Source organism: Tardiphaga sp. 215_C5_N2_1 (genome assembly GCF_052076055.1).
Taxonomy (GTDB): Bacteria; Pseudomonadota; Alphaproteobacteria; order Rhizobiales; family Xanthobacteraceae; genus Tardiphaga; species Tardiphaga robiniae.
In genome coordinates this window covers 840324-858880 of the sequence record NZ_CP197240.1, presented here as the reverse complement: position 1 = coordinate 858880, position 18557 = coordinate 840324, and the positions used below count along the sequence as shown (strand labels likewise).

At 61.8% G+C, this 18557-nt stretch carries 17 protein-coding genes; 11 read left to right on the top strand and 6 right to left on the bottom strand.

Annotated features, from left to right (window positions below; all coding sequences use genetic code 11):
- Nucleotides 1-46 precede the first annotated feature (46 nt).
- The 3 genes from AB7828_RS03945 (at nt 47) to AB7828_RS03935 (ending at nt 2899) form a co-directional block, all read left to right on the top strand.
- A complete protein-coding gene (locus AB7828_RS03945) occupies nt 47-868 on the top strand; it encodes an enoyl-CoA hydratase (protein WP_441229463.1) in 822 nt (273 codons plus the stop codon).
- Between the two features lie 5 nt (nt 869-873).
- Nucleotides 874-1470: a CoA-binding protein gene (locus AB7828_RS03940; RefSeq protein WP_175367108.1), complete on the top strand. Its 597-nt coding sequence runs from the start codon at nt 874-876 to the stop codon at nt 1468-1470.
- A gap of 148 nt (nt 1471-1618) precedes the next feature.
- Nucleotides 1619-2899: an O-acetylhomoserine aminocarboxypropyltransferase gene (locus tag AB7828_RS03935; protein ID WP_068730964.1), complete on the top strand. Its 1281-nt coding sequence runs from the start codon at nt 1619-1621 to the stop codon at nt 2897-2899.
- A gap of 181 nt (nt 2900-3080) precedes the next feature.
- Here AB7828_RS03935 and AB7828_RS03930 read toward each other — a convergent pair whose 3' ends face one another.
- Both AB7828_RS03930 and AB7828_RS03925 read right to left on the bottom strand, forming a co-directional pair.
- On the bottom strand, nt 3081-3890 hold the full coding sequence (locus AB7828_RS03930) for an FTR1 family iron permease (protein WP_441229462.1): 810 nt from the start codon (nt 3888-3890) through the stop codon (nt 3081-3083).
- Between the two features lie 119 nt (nt 3891-4009).
- Nucleotides 4010-5101, bottom strand: a complete 1092-nt coding sequence (locus AB7828_RS03925) for a COX15/CtaA family protein (RefSeq protein ID WP_441229461.1) — start codon at nt 5099-5101, stop codon at nt 4010-4012.
- Nucleotides 5102-5254: 153 nt separating this feature from the next.
- Here AB7828_RS03925 and AB7828_RS03920 point away from each other — a divergent pair, with 153 nt between their 5' ends.
- Entirely contained in the window at nt 5255-5479 is a 225-nt protein-coding gene (locus tag AB7828_RS03920; protein ID WP_441229460.1) for a DUF2842 domain-containing protein, read from the top strand.
- Here AB7828_RS03920 and AB7828_RS03915 read toward each other — a convergent pair.
- Complete coding sequence (locus AB7828_RS03915) at nt 5476-6513, bottom strand: polysaccharide deacetylase family protein (RefSeq protein ID WP_441229459.1); 1038 nt, start codon at nt 6511-6513, stop codon at nt 5476-5478. The genes AB7828_RS03920 and AB7828_RS03915 overlap by 4 nt on opposite strands.
- Before the next feature lie 126 nt (nt 6514-6639).
- On the opposite strand from AB7828_RS03915, the gene AB7828_RS03910 reads away from it, so the two are divergent.
- On the top strand, nt 6640-7821 hold the full coding sequence (locus tag AB7828_RS03910) for a GNAT family N-acetyltransferase (protein ID WP_441229458.1): 1182 nt from the start codon (nt 6640-6642) through the stop codon (nt 7819-7821).
- Between the two features lie 194 nt (nt 7822-8015).
- Here AB7828_RS03910 and AB7828_RS03905 read toward each other — a convergent pair whose 3' ends face one another.
- Nucleotides 8016-10319, bottom strand: a complete 2304-nt coding sequence (locus AB7828_RS03905) for a GumC family protein (protein WP_441229457.1) — start codon at nt 10317-10319, stop codon at nt 8016-8018.
- A gap of 233 nt (nt 10320-10552) precedes the next feature.
- Between AB7828_RS03905 and AB7828_RS03900 the strand changes: the two genes are divergently transcribed.
- The 3 genes from AB7828_RS03900 to AB7828_RS03890 all read left to right on the top strand — a co-directional run bounded on the left by AB7828_RS03900 (nt 10553) and on the right by AB7828_RS03890 (nt 14664).
- The gene (locus AB7828_RS03900; protein ID WP_441229456.1) at nt 10553-11686 is read left to right on the top strand and encodes a glycosyltransferase family 4 protein; all 1134 of its coding nucleotides are present in this window, start codon (nt 10553-10555) and stop codon (nt 11684-11686) included.
- A gap of 108 nt (nt 11687-11794) precedes the next feature.
- On the top strand, nt 11795-13333 hold the full coding sequence (locus AB7828_RS03895; RefSeq protein ID WP_439071491.1) for an undecaprenyl-phosphate glucose phosphotransferase: 1539 nt from the start codon (nt 11795-11797) through the stop codon (nt 13331-13333).
- Nucleotides 13334-13395: 62 nt separating this feature from the next.
- On the top strand, nt 13396-14664 hold the full coding sequence (locus AB7828_RS03890; protein WP_441229455.1) for an O-antigen ligase family protein: 1269 nt from the start codon (nt 13396-13398) through the stop codon (nt 14662-14664).
- A 64-nt stretch (nt 14665-14728) separates the two neighbouring features.
- Here AB7828_RS03890 and AB7828_RS03885 read toward each other — a convergent pair whose 3' ends face one another.
- On the bottom strand, nt 14729-14974 hold the full coding sequence (locus AB7828_RS03885) for a hypothetical protein (RefSeq protein ID WP_089264595.1): 246 nt from the start codon (nt 14972-14974) through the stop codon (nt 14729-14731).
- 68 nt (nt 14975-15042) lie between these two features.
- On the opposite strand from AB7828_RS03885, the gene AB7828_RS03880 reads away from it, so the two are divergent.
- Together AB7828_RS03880 and AB7828_RS03875 are read left to right on the top strand one after the other, a co-directional pair.
- Complete coding sequence (locus AB7828_RS03880; RefSeq protein WP_184520300.1) at nt 15043-15330, top strand: hypothetical protein; 288 nt, start codon at nt 15043-15045, stop codon at nt 15328-15330.
- 346 nt (nt 15331-15676) lie between these two features.
- Nucleotides 15677-15958 carry a hypothetical protein gene (locus AB7828_RS03875; RefSeq protein WP_184516113.1) on the top strand — a complete coding sequence of 94 codons (282 nt, stop codon included), beginning with the start codon at nt 15677-15679 and terminating at the stop codon, nt 15956-15958.
- 121 nt (nt 15959-16079) lie between these two features.
- On the opposite strand, the gene AB7828_RS03870 is transcribed toward AB7828_RS03875, so the two are convergent.
- Nucleotides 16080-16217 (bottom strand): hypothetical protein, encoded by a 138-nt coding sequence (locus AB7828_RS03870; RefSeq protein WP_165826964.1) that lies wholly within the window; start codon nt 16215-16217, stop codon nt 16080-16082.
- 641 nt (nt 16218-16858) lie between these two features.
- Between AB7828_RS03870 and AB7828_RS03865 the strand changes: the two genes are divergently transcribed.
- A complete protein-coding gene (locus AB7828_RS03865) occupies nt 16859-18235 on the top strand; it encodes a tyrosine-type recombinase/integrase (RefSeq protein ID WP_441229454.1) in 1377 nt (458 codons plus the stop codon).
- The last annotated feature ends 322 nt before the right edge of the window (nt 18236-18557 follow it).

The window sequence follows — 18557 nt, the reverse complement described above, 5'->3', positions numbered from 1 at the left end:
TGTTACAATATGGTGACGGTCCTGCCCAGCGATGGAATCTCAAGTCATGGTTCAACCAGCACGCGCGGAAACAGCGCGGCCATCCATTCTTCTGCGTGAAACGGTCGGCAGCATCGGCGTGTTGACGCTGAATCGTCCGGGCGCCCGCAACAGCCTCTCCGAAGGACTGATCGGCGAATTGCACGCCGCCCTCGATGACATGGCCGGCGACAAGACCGTGCGCGCCGTGGTGATCGCCGCCAACGGCTCGGTCTTCTCCGCCGGACACGACCTGAAAGAACTTACCGCGCGACGTACAGACACCGATCGCGGCCGCGCCTATTTCGCGCATATGATGACGATCTGCAGCGCCATGATGCAGGCCATCGTGCGGCTGCCGAAGCCGGTGATCGCAGCCGTGCAAGGCGTCGCCACTGCTGCAGGTTGCCAACTCGTGGCGAGCTGCGATCTCGCTATCGCCTCCGAGCACGCAAAATTCGCGACGCCCGGCGTCGATATCGGCCTGTTCTGTTCGACGCCCATGGTGGCGCTGTCGCGCAACGTACCGCGCAAGCAGGCGATGGAAATGCTGCTCACCGGCGAGCCTATCTCCGCCGACCGCGCGCGCGAGATCGGCCTGGTCAACCGCGTGGTGCCCGCCGGCACCGAACGCGATGCGGCGATCGCGCTGGCAGAACAAGTGGCGCACAAGTCGGCGCATACGGTGAAGATCGGCAAGGAAGCTTTCTATCGCCAGGCCGAGATGACTCTCGCGGATGCCTATCGCTTCGCCGCTGAAGTGATGACCGAGAATATGATGGCCCGCGATGCCGAGGAAGGCATCGGCGCGTTCATCGCAAAGCGCGAGCCGAAGTGGGAAGACCGGTAATTGAAATGAACCACGACAGCTATAACGACGCCTATATCCGCGAGATCCTCAACACCGTCAAAACCGTCGCGATGGTCGGCGCTTCCCCGCAAAACGTGCGGCCGAGCTATTTCGTGTTCAAGTATCTGGCCGAACGCGGCTACGACATGATCCCGATCAATCCGGGCCAGGTCGGCAAGAGCCTGCTGGGCAAGCCGTTCGTCGCCTCGCTGCAGGAGATCGGTCGCCCGGTCGACATGATCGACATCTTCCGCAGCGCCGAGCATGTCATGCCGATCGTCGACATCGCGCTGACACTCGATCCGCTGCCCAAGGTGGTGTGGATGCAGCTCGGCGTGCGCCATGATGAGGCCGCCGCCAAGCTTGAAGCCGCAGGCATCAAGGTGGTGATGAACCGCTGCCCCAAGATCGAATATGGCCGGCTGTCGTCGGAGATCCAGTGGATGGGTGTCAATTCGCGCACGCTCAGCTCCAAGCGCGCGCCGATTCCAACCCAGGGCATGCGGCTGTCGCTGAATCGCAGCAGCCTTGGCGGTGGCAGCACCGCTGCGGCCGATCGCGTTGCGCAGCAAAATAACAAGGACAAGAACGACACCGCCTGACGGTGCGTTTCGCGATTTTATTTCCTTTGAAATGACACAGCGCAGCACGACTGTTGCGAAGTCAGGGCAAAATGCCGCCTCGCCTTGACGGCGGCGCTGCGCCCGATCAGGTTGGCGCCAACAAACCGCTATTCGACAGGGAGTGATGATGAACGATCGTATTCCAGGCTTCGGCACCCTCGCCGTCCATGCCGGCGCGCAGCCCGACCCGACCACCGGCGCACGCGCGACGCCGATCTATCAGACCACTTCGTTCGTCTTCAACGATGCGGATCACGCCGCCTCGTTGTTCGGCCTGCAATCCTTCGGCAACATCTATACGCGCATCACCAATCCAACCACCGCTGTCCTCGAGGAACGCGTCGCAGCGCTGGAAGGCGGCACCGCGGCCCTCGCCGTCGCATCCGGCCATGCCGCGCAGCTCGTGGTGTTTCAGCAGCTGCTGCAGCCCGGCGACGAATTCATCGCCTCGCGCAAACTCTATGGCGGTTCGATCAACCAGTTCAGCCACGCCTTCAAGAGCTTCGGCTGGAACGTGGTGTGGGCCGATCCCGATGACGTCCCCTCGTTCGAGCGCGCGGTGACCGACAAGACCAAGGCGATCTTCATCGAGTCCATCGCCAATCCTGCCGGCTCGATCACCGACATCGAGGCGGTTGCTGCCGTAGCCCGCAAGGCCGGTGTGCCGTTGATCGTCGACAACACGCTGGCGACCCCCTATTTGATCAAGCCGATCGACCACGGCGCCGACATCGTGGTGCATTCGCTGACCAAGTTTCTCGGCGGCCACGGCAATTCGCTCGGCGGCATCATCGTGGACGCGGGCACCTTCGACTGGTCGAAAGGCAACAAATACCCGGTGCTGTCTGAGCCGCGCCCGGAATATCACGGCATCAAGCTGCAGGAGACGTTCGGCAACTTCGCTTTCGCCATCGCCTGCCGCGTACTCGGCCTGCGCGATCTCGGCCCGGCGCTGTCGCCGTTCAACGCATTCCTGATCCAGACCGGCATCGAAACGCTGCCGCTGCGCATGCAGCGCCACAGCGACAATGCCAAGGCGGTCGCCGAATGGCTGTCGGCACATCCGAAAGTGGCGGCGGTGAATTATTCGGGATTGTCGGATAACCGCTATCACACCCTCGCGCGCAAATATGCGCCGAAGGGCGCAGGCGCCGTGTTCACCTTCAGCCTGAAGGGCGGTTATGACGCCGGCGTCAGCTTGGTGTCGAACCTGAAACTGTTCTCGCATCTGGCCAATGTCGGCGACACCCGCTCGCTGGTGATCCATCCGGCCTCGACCACCCACAGCCAGCTCGACGACGAAGCCAAGACGCGCTCCGGCGCCGGACCCGATGTTGTCAGGCTGTCTGTCGGTATCGAGGACAAGGAAGATCTGATCGCGGATCTCGAACAGGCGCTGAACGCATAAGTTCTTCCCTCGCCCCGCCTAGCGAAGCAAAGCTTCGCTAGGCGGGGCGAGGGTGGCGCGGACGCAGTCCGCGTCGGGTGAGGGGGAGCCAGTGTTTCACTCACTGGCTCCCCCTCACCCGGAGTACTCGCTTCGCTCCTAATCCGACCTCTCCCCGCAAGCGGGGCGAGGTTAAGAAGCGCTAGGCCTGACCGCGCATCGCTTTCGCTTCGCGGATCAAGCGCGCATTGCGCTGGAACACCGAATAGGTCGCCAGCGCGAACAGCACCACCAGCGACTGGATCGACAGCGCCTCCAGCGTCGGATTGAATCCGATTGCCGTGAGGAACGCACTGCCCGGCGCGTCGGTGACCGGGATCATCGCCTGTTCTTGGAATTCCTGGATTGCTTCGCCGATGAACTTGATGCCCATCACGAACAGGAAGGCCGAGGTGATGATGAACAGCGGCCGCAGCGGGATGCGCTGGGCAATCATGTTGATGAAGTAAAACAGCACGACGAGACCGGCGGTCGCCGCTGCCAGACCGCCGAACAGTCCGACGCTCCAGCCGCCTTCGGTGGTCGCGAGCGCGTTGATGAACAGCACCGTCTCGGCACCCTCACGGAACACAGCCAGAAATGCCAGCATCGCGACGGCGAGACCCGTATCCTGCGCGAGCGCCTGATCCGCTTTCGCCGCCAGATAATCCTGCCAGCCGCGCGGATCCTGCTTCACCATCAGCCAGCCGCTGACATAGAGCATCAGGCCTGCAGCAAACAGGATGACGATGGCCTCGAAAACATCGCTGTGATCGCCGGAATTGAACACCGCAAAGGCCCAGGCAGCGATCAGGCTGGCGAAGATCGCCGCCAGCGCGCCCAGATAGAGCGCGGTCACGCGATGGCCGCCGCCGGATTTCCTGAGATAGCCGGCCAGCGCGGCAATCACGAGCATGGCCTCGAGACCCTCGCGTAGCAGAATGACGGCAGCCTGAATGAATGCGGACGACATGACCCAATCCCGTGTGGTGGTGCGTCGTATCTATTGCGCGGCGCGCATGAGCGAAAGCCGCGCAGCCACACGACTGCGTCAACTCCGTTACAATCGTTCTAGTCGGTAACGCGCAACAGCTAGGCAGCCTTGCCGACCACGAGGTCGAGCTGACGTTCGGTCAACGCCGCCCCGCGCGGCTTCATCCGCTCCACCTGCAGGATCGCCAGCGTCAAAACCACGATCGCGACCGCCTGATGCGTCAGCGCCAGATCGATCGGCACCTGATGCAGCAGCGTGAGAATGCCGAGTGCAGCCTGCACCGCGATCGATGCCGCCAGCCACAGCGCGCCATTGACGACGGCAGTCCCTGCCCGCGCGCGGATCGCATCGATCACATGCCAGATCGCCAGTGCGAACAGCACATAGGCGGTCATGCGATGCTGGAACTGAACCGTCAGCGTGTTGTCGAACATGTTGCGCCACCACGGATCCTCGAAGAACAGGCGCGACGCAGACGGGATCAGCGCGCCATCGATCTCCGGCCAGGTATTGAACACGCGACCGGCGCGTAGGCCCGCGACCAGCGCACCGAAATAGATCTGCAGGAAGGTCAGCCCCAGCAACACCCAACTCGTCACGCGCAAGCGGCCTGCCGCCAGCACCGGCGCGCGGTCGCCGAGGCGACGCAGCGTCCAGACGATGGCGGCGAAGATGATCAGTGCCAGCATGAGATGCGCCGCCAGCCGATATTGCGAGACTTCCACGCGCTTGGTCAGGCCCGATGCCACCATCCACCAGCCCACCGCGCCCTGCAGGCCGCCGAGACCGAAGATCACCCACAGCCGCTTCTTCAATTCGGATGTCAGCACGCCGCGCCACAGGAACCAGAGAAATGGCAGCAGGAACACCACGCCGATGACGCGGCCGAGCAGACGATGGCTCCATTCCCACCAGAAGATGGTCTTGAACTCGTGGAGCGTCATGCCGCTATTCAGTTCGCGGTATTGCGGGATTTGCTTGTAGGCCTCGAAGGCCGCGATCCAGTGTGATTCATCCAGCGGCGGAATGGCGCCGGTCACCGGCTTCCATTCGACAATCGACAGGCCGGACTCGGTGAGCCGCGTCGCGCCGCCGACCAGCACCATCGCCACGATCATCGCGGCGACGGCAATCAGCCACCAGCGCACCGGGCGGAATTCCTTGGGGCGGGTTTGAGACGAAGCGGTCATCGCATGGATCTCGGGAGCAGTCGCAAAATCGGCGCCAAAATCAGCGCCTTGAATGAAATTTCGAGCCCCTTATAGTCCGCCCGCGAAGGCCTGCAAAGTTGGGCACTTTGCCTAACCCGATCTCAGACCGACTTTGGACCGCACATTTCCGTCATGACCATCCGCACCCGCAAATTCTTCGGAACCATCTTTCTGCTGATCCTCGTGGTGGTGTGGTCGCTGCTCGGCATGACCATCGCGCAGACCCCCTGGCTGGCCAATAACGGCTGGCTGCAGGCGATCTTCTATGTGGTCGCGGGCCTCGGCTGGGTGCTGCCGGCGATGCCGATCATTAGCTGGATGAGCAAGGCCGATCCTGTGGATCCCGAGGTCGGCTAGCGCTGCGCGCCCGCACCGAGCATCACGCCGGATACCATCACCCGCAAGGCGCGCAACGATTGTCGGCGGCCGTCCCAGGCGAGCCGCGGCAGCGCATGCGCGTCCGATCCACCATTGGCCTCGATGATACCGGGGAGCGATGTCACGGCGCTGGCAAACCCGACTTGCGCCACCATCGCGACGTGACGCCTGTCGAACGAAGCCCCATGACCGAACGGATAGGCGAAATGCCGTGGCTCATAGGGCAGCGCAGCCTGTGCCACGGCCCGCCCCATGGCGATCTCGCGCGACGCCGCGCTGTCGCCGAGATTGGCGAGCGCCGGATAGTTGACCGTGCTGCTGCCGATCGTCGCCCGCGGATTGCCCGCGAACGTTGCCACATCGTCCCAATGCATCGCCGCATGATGTGACAGGGTCGCACTATCGACCGAATAGCGTTTGCAGAGATCGTCTGTCGCAACGGCCAGTTCGTGCGGCGGCAGCGTCCGCAGCCAGCTATCGAGATAGTAATAGGCGCGATATTTGTCGGCGACCGAGGCGGTTTCGAAATGCCGCTGCCGGTGATCGATGATCAGGCTGATGCGATCATGCGTCGCGATCGCCTGCTCCAGCGCCAGCCACCACATGGCACCGAGCCCGTCGGCAAAGGCGCTCGGCAGATAGAGCGTGAACGGCACCTCATGCGCCGCCAGCAGCGGATAGGCGAAATCGACGAAGTCGCGGGTGCCGCCATCGAAGGTCAGCGCAACGAAGCGCCGTCCCGCACGCGGCGCGCTGGCGCGGCGACACACCTCGTCCATGCCGACGATATCGACGGGCCAGCGCTTCAGCGCGCGGATCGTGCGGTCGAGAAACCACGGCGTGATCTCGTGGGCTTTCAGCGGCTGGAATGCATCCTGCCGGGGCGGTCGCACGCGTTCGAATTTGAGGATGATACCGGCACCGCCGTGGCTGCGTTCTAGCAGACGGTGCATGCCGCTGAGATAAGTCAGCTCTAAGCCCAGCGCTGCGCGCCAACCGGTCTCGTATGACACCGCAGATTCCCCCAAGCGGCGTCATGCCTCTCGCCAGTCGGCTATTGTCATTACTGTTTGTTGACATTTCTTTGCAAAGGTCGGCCCAAACCTAAAAATCTAAACAAAATCTGAAACAGGCTCGCGATGACCATGGCTGCTGTGATGGAAACACCTGTGGCGATGGCAACTGCGAGCTGCATCGTACGCGTCGATGTGATCAGCGATTTCAGCGCCGCCGAAGCCATCTGGCGCAGCCTTGAGACGTCCGAACAGCTCTCCACGCCCTATCAGCGCTTCGACTTCCAGTCGGCCTGGCAGACCCATATCGGCATCCAGGAAGGCTTGAAGCCCTTCATCGTCGTCGCCTATGACGCCGCGCATCAGCCGCTGATGCTGCTGCCGCTCGCCGTCAGCCGCGAAAACGGCATGCGCGTCGCCGGCTATCTCGGCGGCAAGCACGTCACCTTCAACATGCCGCTGTTCCGGCGCGACTTCGCGGCGCAGGCGACAAAGGCAGATATCGACGCGCTGCTACGGGGAATTCAAAAGCACACCGAGACGGTCGACGTTCTCGCGCTGGTCCGTCAGCCCAAAAGCTGGATCGGCATTGACAATCCGCTCGCGCTTTTGCCGAGCCAGGCCTCGACCAATGACTGCCCGGTGCTGAAGATGGTGCCCGGCGAAGCGGCGACCGATCGGATCAGCAATTCGTTCCGCAAGCGCCTGAAGACCAAGGAAGGCAAGTACCGAAATCTTGCCGGCTATCGCTACATGCACGCGAAGACGGAGGCCGAGGTCAAGCGCGTGCTCGACGCCTTCTTCGCCATCAAGCCGCTGCGCATGGCCGAACAGAACCTGCCCAACGTATTCGCCGAGCCCGGCGTCGAAGCCTTCATCCGCCAAGCCTGCGCGACGCCGCGGGCGGATGGCTACACCATCGATATCCACGCGCTCGCATGCGACGAGGAAGTGATCGCGATGTTCGCCGGTGTCGCCGACGACAACCGCTTCTCGATGATGTTCAACACCTACACCATGTCGGAGAATGCCAAATACAGCCCCGGCCTGATCCTGATGCGCACCATCATTGATGCCTATGCCGAGCGCGGCGTGACCTCGCTGGATCTCGGCATCGGCGGCGACGATTACAAGCGGATGTTCTGCAAGGATGACGAACCGATCTTCGACAGTTTCGTGCCGCTCACCACGCGCGGCAAGCTCGGCGCCATGGGCCTGTCATCCTTCGCCCATGCCAAGCGGATCGTGAAGCAGACACCAGCCCTGCTGCAAATGGCACAGATGCTGCGCCACGCATTTCAGCGGTAGGAGGCTCGGCCTTCCTTACCTCTCCCCGCTTGCGGGGAGAGGTCGAAACCAGAGCGAAGCGAAGGTTTCGGGTGAGGGGCGGCCAGTGAGACTCGCGAACTCCCCCTCACCCGGATTACTCGCTACTCTCGCAATCCGACCTCTCCCCGCCCGGCGAAGCGAAGCTTCGCTAGGCGGGGCGAGGTAAGTAAGCATTACGCCGCAAACACGCGGCCACCCGGCCCGACCGGGTCGTTGGCCGGCGGCGCAGAGCGCAACATCTTCACATCCGCAAAGCCCACGGCCTTGAGCTGTTCGGCCATCAGCTCGCGTGCATCCATGCTCATCGTCACTTCCGGCACCACCACGGCGCGGGCCTGATCGGTCAGAAGTCCCGCCGGCAGATCGGCGGCCGTACCGGCATCCAGCAACACGTGATCGTAGACGCGCAGCAGCGCATCGAGCGCCATGGTCAGGCGCGGCGACTGCAACAGCGAACGATCGGCGCCGGCGCGGCCGGCGGCGACCATATGCAGGCCCGACATCCGGTCCTTGGTGATGACCTGGCCGAATGACGCCTCGCCCAGCATCAGTTCCGCCAGTCCGGGGGCACGCGGATCGTTCGACACCGCTTCCAGCGTCGGCGACGACGCGGCCAAATCGACCAGCACCACTTTCGCGTCGCGCGACAGGATGCGCGACAGCGTCAGCGCGGTGAGCGCGATGTTGTCGTTGTGGCCGGTGCCGAGGATCGTGATCTTGCGCGCCGATTTGCCAGCCGCACGGAATTCCTGGGCAAGCTGTTCGATTTCGCTGACGCCAGCGGCCAGTTCGGGATGGGTATCGCGCACCACGGGCTGCGGCACGGCAACGGGAGCCGGCTCAGGCACGATGCCCGGCGCAACGACAGTGTCCGGCTCACGCACGGCAACAGGCACCTGATCCACGAACGGCTTGAACGCCGGCTCGGTGACGCGAGCCTGTGCAACAGGCGCCATCGACGCAGCACCGCGCGGCGCGGTCATGCGCAGCAGCTCGCTGGTCACGATGCCACCGGCGGTCAGCATCAGCGTCGCCAGTGTCGCGATCAGCACGATCGGGAGTTTCTTCGGATAGGCTGGCGTGTTGGAGACGATGGCGCGGGAGATGATGCGACCATCGGTCGGTGCCGCCTCGATATTCTCACGCGTGGACGCCTCGCGGTATTTCGCCAGATAGGATTCGAGCAGATCGCGCTGCGCCCTCGCCTCACGCTCCAGCGCCCGCAACTGCACGTCCTGGCCATTGCTGGATGTCGCCTGGCGCTTCAGCTGTTCGAGATTGTTGGTGAGGCCATCGACGCGGCCGCTGGCGATGCGCGCATCGTTCTCGAAGATGCGCGACAGTTTTGCGGCTTCGTCACGCAATTGCTTGTCGAGATCGCCGAGCTGGGCCCGCAGCTCCTTGATGCGCGGATGCGCGTCGAGCAGCGTCGAAGACTGTTCGGCGAGCTGCGCACGCAGCGTCACGCGCTGCTCGGACAGCCGGCGGATCAGGTCGGAATTCAGCACTTCCGAAAATTCGATCGGCTTGCCGGTCTGAAGCATGTCCTTGATGAGCCGCGCCTTCGATTCGGCATCGGACTTCAGCGAACGCGCATTATTGAGCTGGCTGTTGATCTCGCCGAGCTGCTGGTTCGAGAGCGACGTATTGTTGGTGCCGATGAACAGGCTAGACTTGGAGCGGAATTCCTCCGCGCGCGCTTCCGCCTCGACGACCTTCTTGCGCAGGTCATCGATCTCGCCGGACAGCCATTGCCCGGCCGAGCGTGCCTGGTTCTGTCGCGCATTCTGCTGCATCACCAGATAACCGTCGGCGATGGAATTGGCGACGCGGGCGGCAAGCTCGGGATCGCGCGACTGGAATTCAACGACCATGACGCGCGACTTGTCGACCGCATAGGCCGTCAGACGCTCGTAATAGGCATCGAGCACGCGCTCTTCAGGTGTCATCGAGAACGGATCGCGGCCAATGCCCATCAGGCCGAGCAGCGACCGCCATGGCTGCGCGCCCTGCAACACCGGATCGAACTCCGGGCGCTCCGCGAGCTTGTTCTTCTTGATGATCTCCCGGGCGAGATCGCGCGACAGCAAGAGCTGCACCTGGCTGGTCACGGCTTCCGCATCGAGAGAGGTGCGCTCTTCGTTGCGCTCGCCGCTTGGCCGCAGGAAAACGTTTTCACGCCCGTCAATCAAAATGCGTGCTTCCGACTTGAAGCGCGGCGTGATCATGTTGACGATGACGAGCGAGCCGACAAGTGCCAGCACCGTCGGAACGAGGATCCACATCTTGCGGCGGATGAGCGCCTGCCACAGCGCGCGCAGATCGAGGTCGCCGAGATCGGGCGCCGGCGCTGCGATCACGCGCTCTGCTTTCTTCTCCGGATTTTTGCGAGAAACCGGGTTTGGCATGGTTGGCGCCTTGATGGCCCGTTCGACCGACGCATCGCCCTTGCCTGCACGCCAGAATGCCAAACGCATCGCCTACCCCACCCAAACGCCACTGCGTCTACTCAACGGAATCGATTAAAGACGATTAAGGTTGCCGCGCGGTTAATTGGCAGGCTGATACCGGGACGTTGCAGTGGAAGCCTGAATCCACACGTTTTTTTAACGACGAAGGCTCTTATTGGATTCAATTGCTTCAGGGATTTTCCGATGTGCGTTCCAGCTCCCGGCGACGCCCTCCTCGTCAGCGAATGCCGATTCTGATCATGAGCGCACCTTCGGACAAGCCGCTTCGCATCCTGCACGCTGTCCGCGCGCCGGTCGGCGGCATCTTTCGCCACATCATCGATGTCGCCAACGGCCAGGCCGATCGCGGCCATGAAGTCGGCATTGTCGCCGACAGCCTCACCGGTGGCGACCGCGCCCGCGATGCACTGGCCGAGATCGCCCCGCGCCTGAAGCTGGGCACCTATCGCCTGCCGATCCATCGCGAGCCACATCCGGGCGACGTGCTGGTCTGGATGCAGTTCATGCGCCTCGTCAGCCGGCTGAAGCCAGACGCGCTGCATGGCCACGGCGCCAAGGCCGGCGCCTTCGTGCGCCTGAAGGCAAAGTCGAGCAACGTCATCCGCATCTACACGCCGCACGGCGGTTCGCTGCATTATCCGCAAAATACGGCGAAAGGCGCCTTCTACAGCCGCCTCGAACGCGCCCTGATGAACCGCACCGAACTGTTCCTGTTCGAGAGCGCATTCGCCCGCGACACCTATCAGCGCATGATCGGCACACCGTCAGGCCTCGTGAAATGCGTGTTCAACGGCGTAACATCTGGCGAATTCGACCCCGTCGAGCCCGCCGATGACGCCACCGATATCTGCTATGTCGGCGAGTTCCGCCGCATCAAGGGCGCGGATCTGCTGGTCGATGCCGTCGCGCGCCTGCGTGCCGACGGCCAGCCCGTCACCTTGACGCTGGGCGGCGACGGCGAAGAGACCAGCGCATTGAAGGCTCAGATAACGCGCCTCGGTCTCACCGACGCCGTACGCTTCATCGGCCATGTCAAACCGCGTTACGGGTTTTCGAAAGGACGCCTGCTGGTGGTTCCATCGCGCGGCGACTCGATGCCCTATGTCGTGATCGAGGCCGCCGCCGCGGGCATTCCGATGATCGCCGCCAATGTGGGCGGCATCCCAGAAATCTTCGGATCGCACACCTCCGCCTTGTTCCAGTCGAACAATGTCGATGCCATGGCCGCGGCGATCAAAACTGCTCTCGATGACATCGCCGCCGCGCGCGCCCGTGCACAATTGCTCCGTGAGCGCATCGCGGAACATTTCTCGCAGGACGCAATGGTCGAGGGCGTCATCGAAGGCTATCGCAGCGCATTTGCGAAACGTTAACTCTCCTTAACCTGTAACCAAATCTTCCGATTTGTCCGGTAATTCTCACGAAAAGCGGTAGGCTTGACGTGCGACATCGCATGCCAGCGCAACAACGGACATTTCACCTTGGACCCGATCAACGCACGCTCAATGATCGACGCGGCCGCGACGGACGCGCCCGGCGAACGCCGGTTCGAACGTCGTCGCAGATTGACGCCCGCGGCGCTCGCCGTCGCCGATCAGAAGGTGCGCGCCGCCTACTCGCCCGTCGTCATCACCGGCGTCGTGCGCGTGGTCGATTTCCTGATGCTCAGCATCATCGGCATCGCGCTCAACCTGCTCTATGTCGCGCCAGAAGCTGGCTTCAGATGGGAATACTTCGCCGCGATCGTCGCGATGGCTGCTGCTGCCGTGGTGTGTTTCCAATCTGCCGACATCTATCAGGTGCAGGTCTTCCGCGGCCACATCAAGCAGCTCACGCGCATGATGTCGGCATGGGCCTTCGTGTTCCTGCTGTTCATCGGCGTCTCATTTTTCGCCAAGGTCGGCGGCGCGGTGTCGCGTGTCTGGCTGTCCTCGTTCTTCTTCGTCGGTCTCGTCGCCCTGATCGCGGAACGCGCCGTCGTGCGTGCGCTGATCAAACGCTGGGCGCATCAAGGTCGTCTCGACCGCCGCACCATCATCGTCGGCGCCGATTCCAATGGCGAGGCGCTGATCAGGGATCTCAATGCCCAGGAAGATTCCGATATCCAGATCCTCGGCGTGTTCGACGACCGTAACGACAAGCGCTCGATGGACACGATCTCGGGCGCGCCGAAGCTCGGCAAGGTCGATGACATCATCGAATTCGCACGGCGCACCCGCGTCGATCTCGTGCTGTTCGCGCTGCCGATCTCGGCCGAGACGCGCATTCTGGAAATGCTGAAGAAGCTGTGGGTGCTGCCGGTGGATATCCGCCTGTCCGCGCATACCAACAAGCTGCGCTTCCGCCCGCGCTCCTACTCCTATCTCGGCAAGGTACCGACCCTCGACGTGTTCGAGGCGCCGATCACCGACTGGGATCTGGTGATGAAATGGCTGTTCGACCATATCGTCGGCGGCCTGATCCTGATCGCCGCACTGCCCTTCATGGCGCTGGTCGCCATCGCCATCAAGCTCGACAGCCCGGGTCCGGTGCTGTTCCGGCAGAAGCGCTTCGGCTTCAACAACGAGCGCATCGACGTGTTCAAGTTTCGCTCGCTCTATCACGACCAGGCCGACCCGCTGGCCAAGACCGTCGTGACCAAGGGCGACAAGCGCGTCACCCGCGTCGGCCGCTTCATTCGCAAATCCTCGATCGACGAATTGCCGCAACTCTTCAACGTGGTGTTCAAGAACAACCTGTCGCTGGTCGGCCCGCGTCCCCACGCCGTTCAGCAGAGGGTGCAGAGCCAGCTGCTGGACGAGGCCGTCGACGGCTATTTCGCTCGCCACCGCGTCAAGCCCGGCATCACCGGCTGGGCGCAGGTCAATGGCTGGCGCGGCGAAGTCGACAGCGAGGAGAAACTGCAGAAGCGCGTCGAGTTCGACCTCTACTACATCGAGAACTGGTCAGTGCTGTTCGACGTCTACATCATGCTGAAAACGCCGGTTTCAATGCTGACGAAGAACGAGAACGCGTATTGAGGCAGGCCTCAGCCTCTACCCTACACCACTCGTCAACCCTGCCTGCGTAGAGTGATGCCGCCATGAGCACTCACGCCACTGCCGATCACTACATCGCCTCACCTGCGGCGCCTCCCGCCGTGGTGACGCTGCAGCGCGCGCTGCTGTGGGCGATGGGTTTTGGCGGCGCCATCGTCTTCATCGAGCCGAGCCCCTTCGAGATCGCCACCCTCACGGCGATGGTGGTGTTCTTCGCGTCGGGCCTGCGCATGCGGCTGGTGTTCATGCCGCTGCTGCTCATGCTGTTCCTGGTCAATCTCGGCTACACGATCTGCGCGGCCTATCTGCTCGACAAGGCGCCAATCGTGAACTGGATCCTGACCTCCTGGTACATGGCCATCATGGCGATCTTCGTCGCACTGGTGATGTCCGAGGACACGCTGGCGCGCATCGATCTGCTGCGCCGCGGCCTGATCGTCGGCGCACTGGTGACATCGCTGGCCGGCATCCTGGGCTATCTGCATCTGATCCCCGGCGCGGAGATGTTCACGCTCTACGGCCGCGCCGCCGGCACGTTCAAGGATCCCAACGTGCTCGGCGCCTTCCTGGTGCTGCCGGCGCTGTTCTGCCTGCAGAGCGTCGTCAGCGACGGTTTCGGTCGCTCGCTCCGCAGCGCCATTGCGCTCGGCATCATTGCGCTCGCCGTCCTGCTCGCTTTCTCCCGCGCCGCCTGGGGCCTGCTGGCGATCACCTCGGCCTTCATGCTGATGCTGATGGTGCTGACCAGCCAATCCAACAAACAGCGCTCGCGCATCATCATCATGGCACTGGCCGCCGTCGCCGTCGTGGCGCTGGTGATCGTGATCCTGCTGCAGTTCGACTTCATCGCCGACATGTTCAAGCAGCGCGCCTCGTTCGATCAGAAATATGACGAAGGCCGCTTCGGTCGTTTCGGCCGGCACGTGCTCGGCGCGCAGATGGCGCTCGATCTGCCCTTCGGAATCGGCCCGCTGCAATTCACGCGCTTCTTTCCGGAAGACACCCACAACTCTTATCTCAACGCCTTCATGTCCGGCGGCTGGATCTCCGGCGTGTGCTATCCCGCGCTGGTGTTCATCACCGCCTTGCTCGGCTTCCGCTATATTTTCGTGCGCGTGCCATGGCAGCGCGCCTATCTCGCGGTGTTCGCAGCCTATCTCGGCACGGTCGGCGAGGCCTTCATCATCGATACCGATCACTGGCGCCATTTCTGGATGATGCTCGGCATCATGTGGGGCATGTTCGTCGCCACGCAGCAATACTTGGCAACGGCGCAATTGCGTGCGGCCTCCGCGCCGCCAGGCAGCGTCTGACAAGCTCGCAAACGAAAACAGCCCCGCTTGCGCGAGGCTGCTTTGTTAAGACGACCGATTGCTGTTAGCGAACGATCACAGTCTTGGTGCGCGAACCCCGGCGATCCCAGCCGTGATGGCGGTGCCCGTAGTCGCGGCGCACATAGGCGCGGCTCTGGCGATAGCCATGACCGCGATGATAGCCACGATCCTGATGGTGATAACCACCGCCGCCGATCTGCACATTGATGCCCTGCGCAGACGCGGGGCCTGCGGGTGCTGCGACATAGAGAACGGCCGCAGCCGCCAGCAAAGCCAGTTTCTTGATCATGACAATTTATTCCTTCCTTTAAAAGTATCGCGGGACAAGCCATTACCGCCCGGAAGGTTCCGCACGAAATGAAGCACATCGACAAAGGACCCGCGCATGTTCGAGCCGTGCCCGATTCTCTTGTGATTTGCGATGGACATCCATCATCAAAGGGAACACGCGAGGAACTGAGCCGTTCTCTTTGCATGACACAGCAAGCAAAGAACCGCGCCTTCGACAAACAGCCGAAGCCCGATCAGAAAATTCCGCCGGCCGGCCCGCACGACAAGCCGGAACTGACCGACGAGAACAAGACGCCCGGCAGCGGCGTCTTGCCTGACAAGGATCACAAGGAAGTCGAAGGCCCGACGGGATGACCGCGATCGGTCATCATGTCGTCACGCATCACCGTTAGACATTTATTAACCTTCTCGACTCACTGTGGAGTCAAGGAAGCGCAGACCGGATGTACGTCTGCGTTTGATGGCCCGGAGTTCGCTCCGGGCCATTATCTTTTCTGGACCCACCATGAGCTGCGAGATGATCGACGCTGCACGCGCATCTCGCTTTCGGTTGCAACGCGTAAAGCGGAACGCCGCTCGCTGATCACGCGATATTATTCGTTCCCCCATCGCGGCAAAATTTGTGGTCGATATGCCGTGAATTGGAACTGAACCTTCAAAACACCGACACGTTGACTTCTCGATACGAAGGAGAAGCAGCATGAAGAAGACAGCACTTATTCTTGCCACCGTCGCTGCCGTCGGCGCGGCGTCGATCGCATCGAAACCCGCAGAGGCCCGTGGCGGTCGCGGCGCCGCGATCGGACTCGGCATTGCAGCCGGCGCATTGGCGGCCGGTGCATATGGCGCTTACGGCCCCGGTTACGGATATGGTTATGGCCCGCGCCATTACGGCCCGCGTTATGCCTATGGTCCGCGCTACGGTTACGGCGACGGCTACTATGGCGGTCCCCGCTACTATCGGAGCTACGGCTACTACTAACCCCGGCTGACTGAATTGACGAAGGCCCGGAGCATATGCTCCGGGCCTTTTTCGTCACCATCATTCAGCGTTCGCGCGCATCGCTGCTGCGTTGTCGCAAGGGCTTCAGTTACGCAGTGGGCTAGATACCAAACAGCCAAACAGCCGTGATGGTCGCAACCACCGCTAACCCGCTGATGGTCCAGCCACCGTAGTAGCCGATATCATCGTCATGCCGGATCTCCGACGGGCCATCTGCGGTATGCCAGTGACTTGCCATGCGAGCCTCCTGTTTTCAGGATAATCGGTTCGATGGCGAAGGGTTCCATTGGCGCAAAAACGACACATCCGGTGCCACTCCCTGCCGCTATTCCAAACGCGACGTCGGCATCTGTGGCCAAAGGGTCACGACGGCAAGGATTCATTAAGGAGTGCGGCCGGGGCAATTGACGGAACCCGGAGCCGGGAGAAGTCTAATGTTTTCAGCGTAGAGTAGATATTATGTTAGAGATTATTGTCCTCGGCTTCCTTGCCTGTGCAGCGGCTTATGTCGGGCTTCTCTGGTTCGCCGGACGGAAAGACGACGTGATTCACGGTGATTTCGTCGAACCGAAATCGTAACGCCTGCGTCGCGCGCGCTTGATCGAGGCCACCCTATTCAGGCGGCACCGCTCGCGTGCGAGACCACTAATATCTTGAAATGATTTGGAAAAATGGTCGGAGCGAGAGGATTCGAACCTCCGACCCCTAGTCTCCCAGACTTAGCTGATAACGTAACGAACCGTAACGAGACTAAACGTCCGGCCGCCAACAAACCCCTAAAAGTATTGATTTTATTAGGTTTGTGAGATATCGTTATCCCCGCGGGGTAACATACCCTAACGGTGACTAATCGTTACCCCGCCTACTCTCGGGGTAAACATGGCTGGCCTAACTGGCAAGGCGATCGAACAAGCAAAACCTACGGCAAGCCGATACGAGAAGCCGGACTCCGTCGCAGGGCTTTACCTGGTAGTACAACCGAGTGGCGCGAAATCGTGGGCACTTCGGTTCCGCTCGCCAGTCGAGCGCGGCAAGGATGGTCAACGGAAGGCGAAGAAGCTGACGCTGGGCACGCTGGCTCTAGGGAGTTCCAACGGTAAGCCACAGATCGGCCAGCCCCTCACGCTTACCCAAGCCCGCATGCTGGCGACTAGCGCTCTTGAATCAGTCCGCCAAGGTGTGGACCCGACCGCGACACGACGAGTCGAAGTGGCCAAAGCCAAGGAAACTGCAATCGCAGACAACACCGTCGATGCGGCGATGATCGAGTTCCTAAAACGCTACAAGGGGAAGAAGAAACAGGGCCTGCGAGACTCGACGCGCAATCTCACCGCCACCTATTTTGGCCTACGGGCGGATCCCGACAATAAGGGGGGTTGGAAAAAGACAGGGAGCGGCGTTCTGAAGCGTTGGTCGGGCAAATCGCTGGCCTCGATCACGAAGCACGATGCAATCGTCTTGCTGGATAAGCTGGTCGACGCGGGACAAGGCGTCACCGCAAACCGAACCCTGACAGTATTGAAGACCTTCTTCGCGTGGTGCGTACAACGCGACATGCTCGCCGCCTCCCCCGTTGCCGTTCTAAACGCTGTTGCTGAAGAACACAGCCGCGAGCGCATTCTTTCGGATGTGGAACTCTTGGCCCTTTGGCGCGCCGCTGAAGCCGAAAGCTACCCCTTTGGGAAGCTCATGCAGATGCTGGCCCTCACCGGCTGTCGTCGCGATGAGGTGCGAAACGCCCCCTGGTCCGAGTTCGAGATGGAATCCGCTTCGATCCCCCTGCCCAATGGTCAAACCTGGCGCGGGCCGCTCTGGGCGCTGCCGGCGCCGCGCACAAAGAACAATCGCGACCACTTGCTGCCGCTTACGCCGTTGACTGTATCGGTTTTGCAATCGCTGCCGTCGATCGGCGAGAACAAGCTATTATTCACCCTCACCGGCATCACGCCTATCAGCGGGCTATCAAAAGCAAAGCGACGATTAGACGAAGCCATGGTGGCCGAACTGAAAAAGATCGATCCCGGTGCGACGTTCCAAAGCTGGTCCCCGCACGATCTTCGCCGCACCCTTTATTCCGGGCTTCAACGTCTCGGGTTTTCGATCGAAGTCGCCGAAGCTTGCGTCAATCACAAATTGGGAGGCGTCGCTGGCGTCTATGGCCGCCATCAGTACCTAGCCGAGAAGACCGCCGCGTTCGAAGCGTGGTCCCGGCACGTAGACGGGTTGGTCAACGGCAATGCCGGTGCGCGGTCATGAGCAAGCGCCCGGGTCGACCGTCTCGCAATATAATCGTGCCGCACCCTTTGAAGGGTGACCAATGGCTGCAGGTCGGCGGATACGACCAGCATTGGCCAGCGGTCAGTCGTTATTGGATTCTTGTGCGTGAGGGTGTCTCTCGGAAGGACGCTCTGATAAAGGCCGCCGCCGAGTTTAAAGTGGAAGAGCAAAGCATTGTCGACTGGTTGCGGCGATCTCGCAAGCGCGGTCCGATTGCTCAGTCCGAATATGGTCCAGATGATTAACTGCTGCAAAATCGGGAATTAGCTGTTGGCTACATTCCCGATGATCCGTGGCCTAC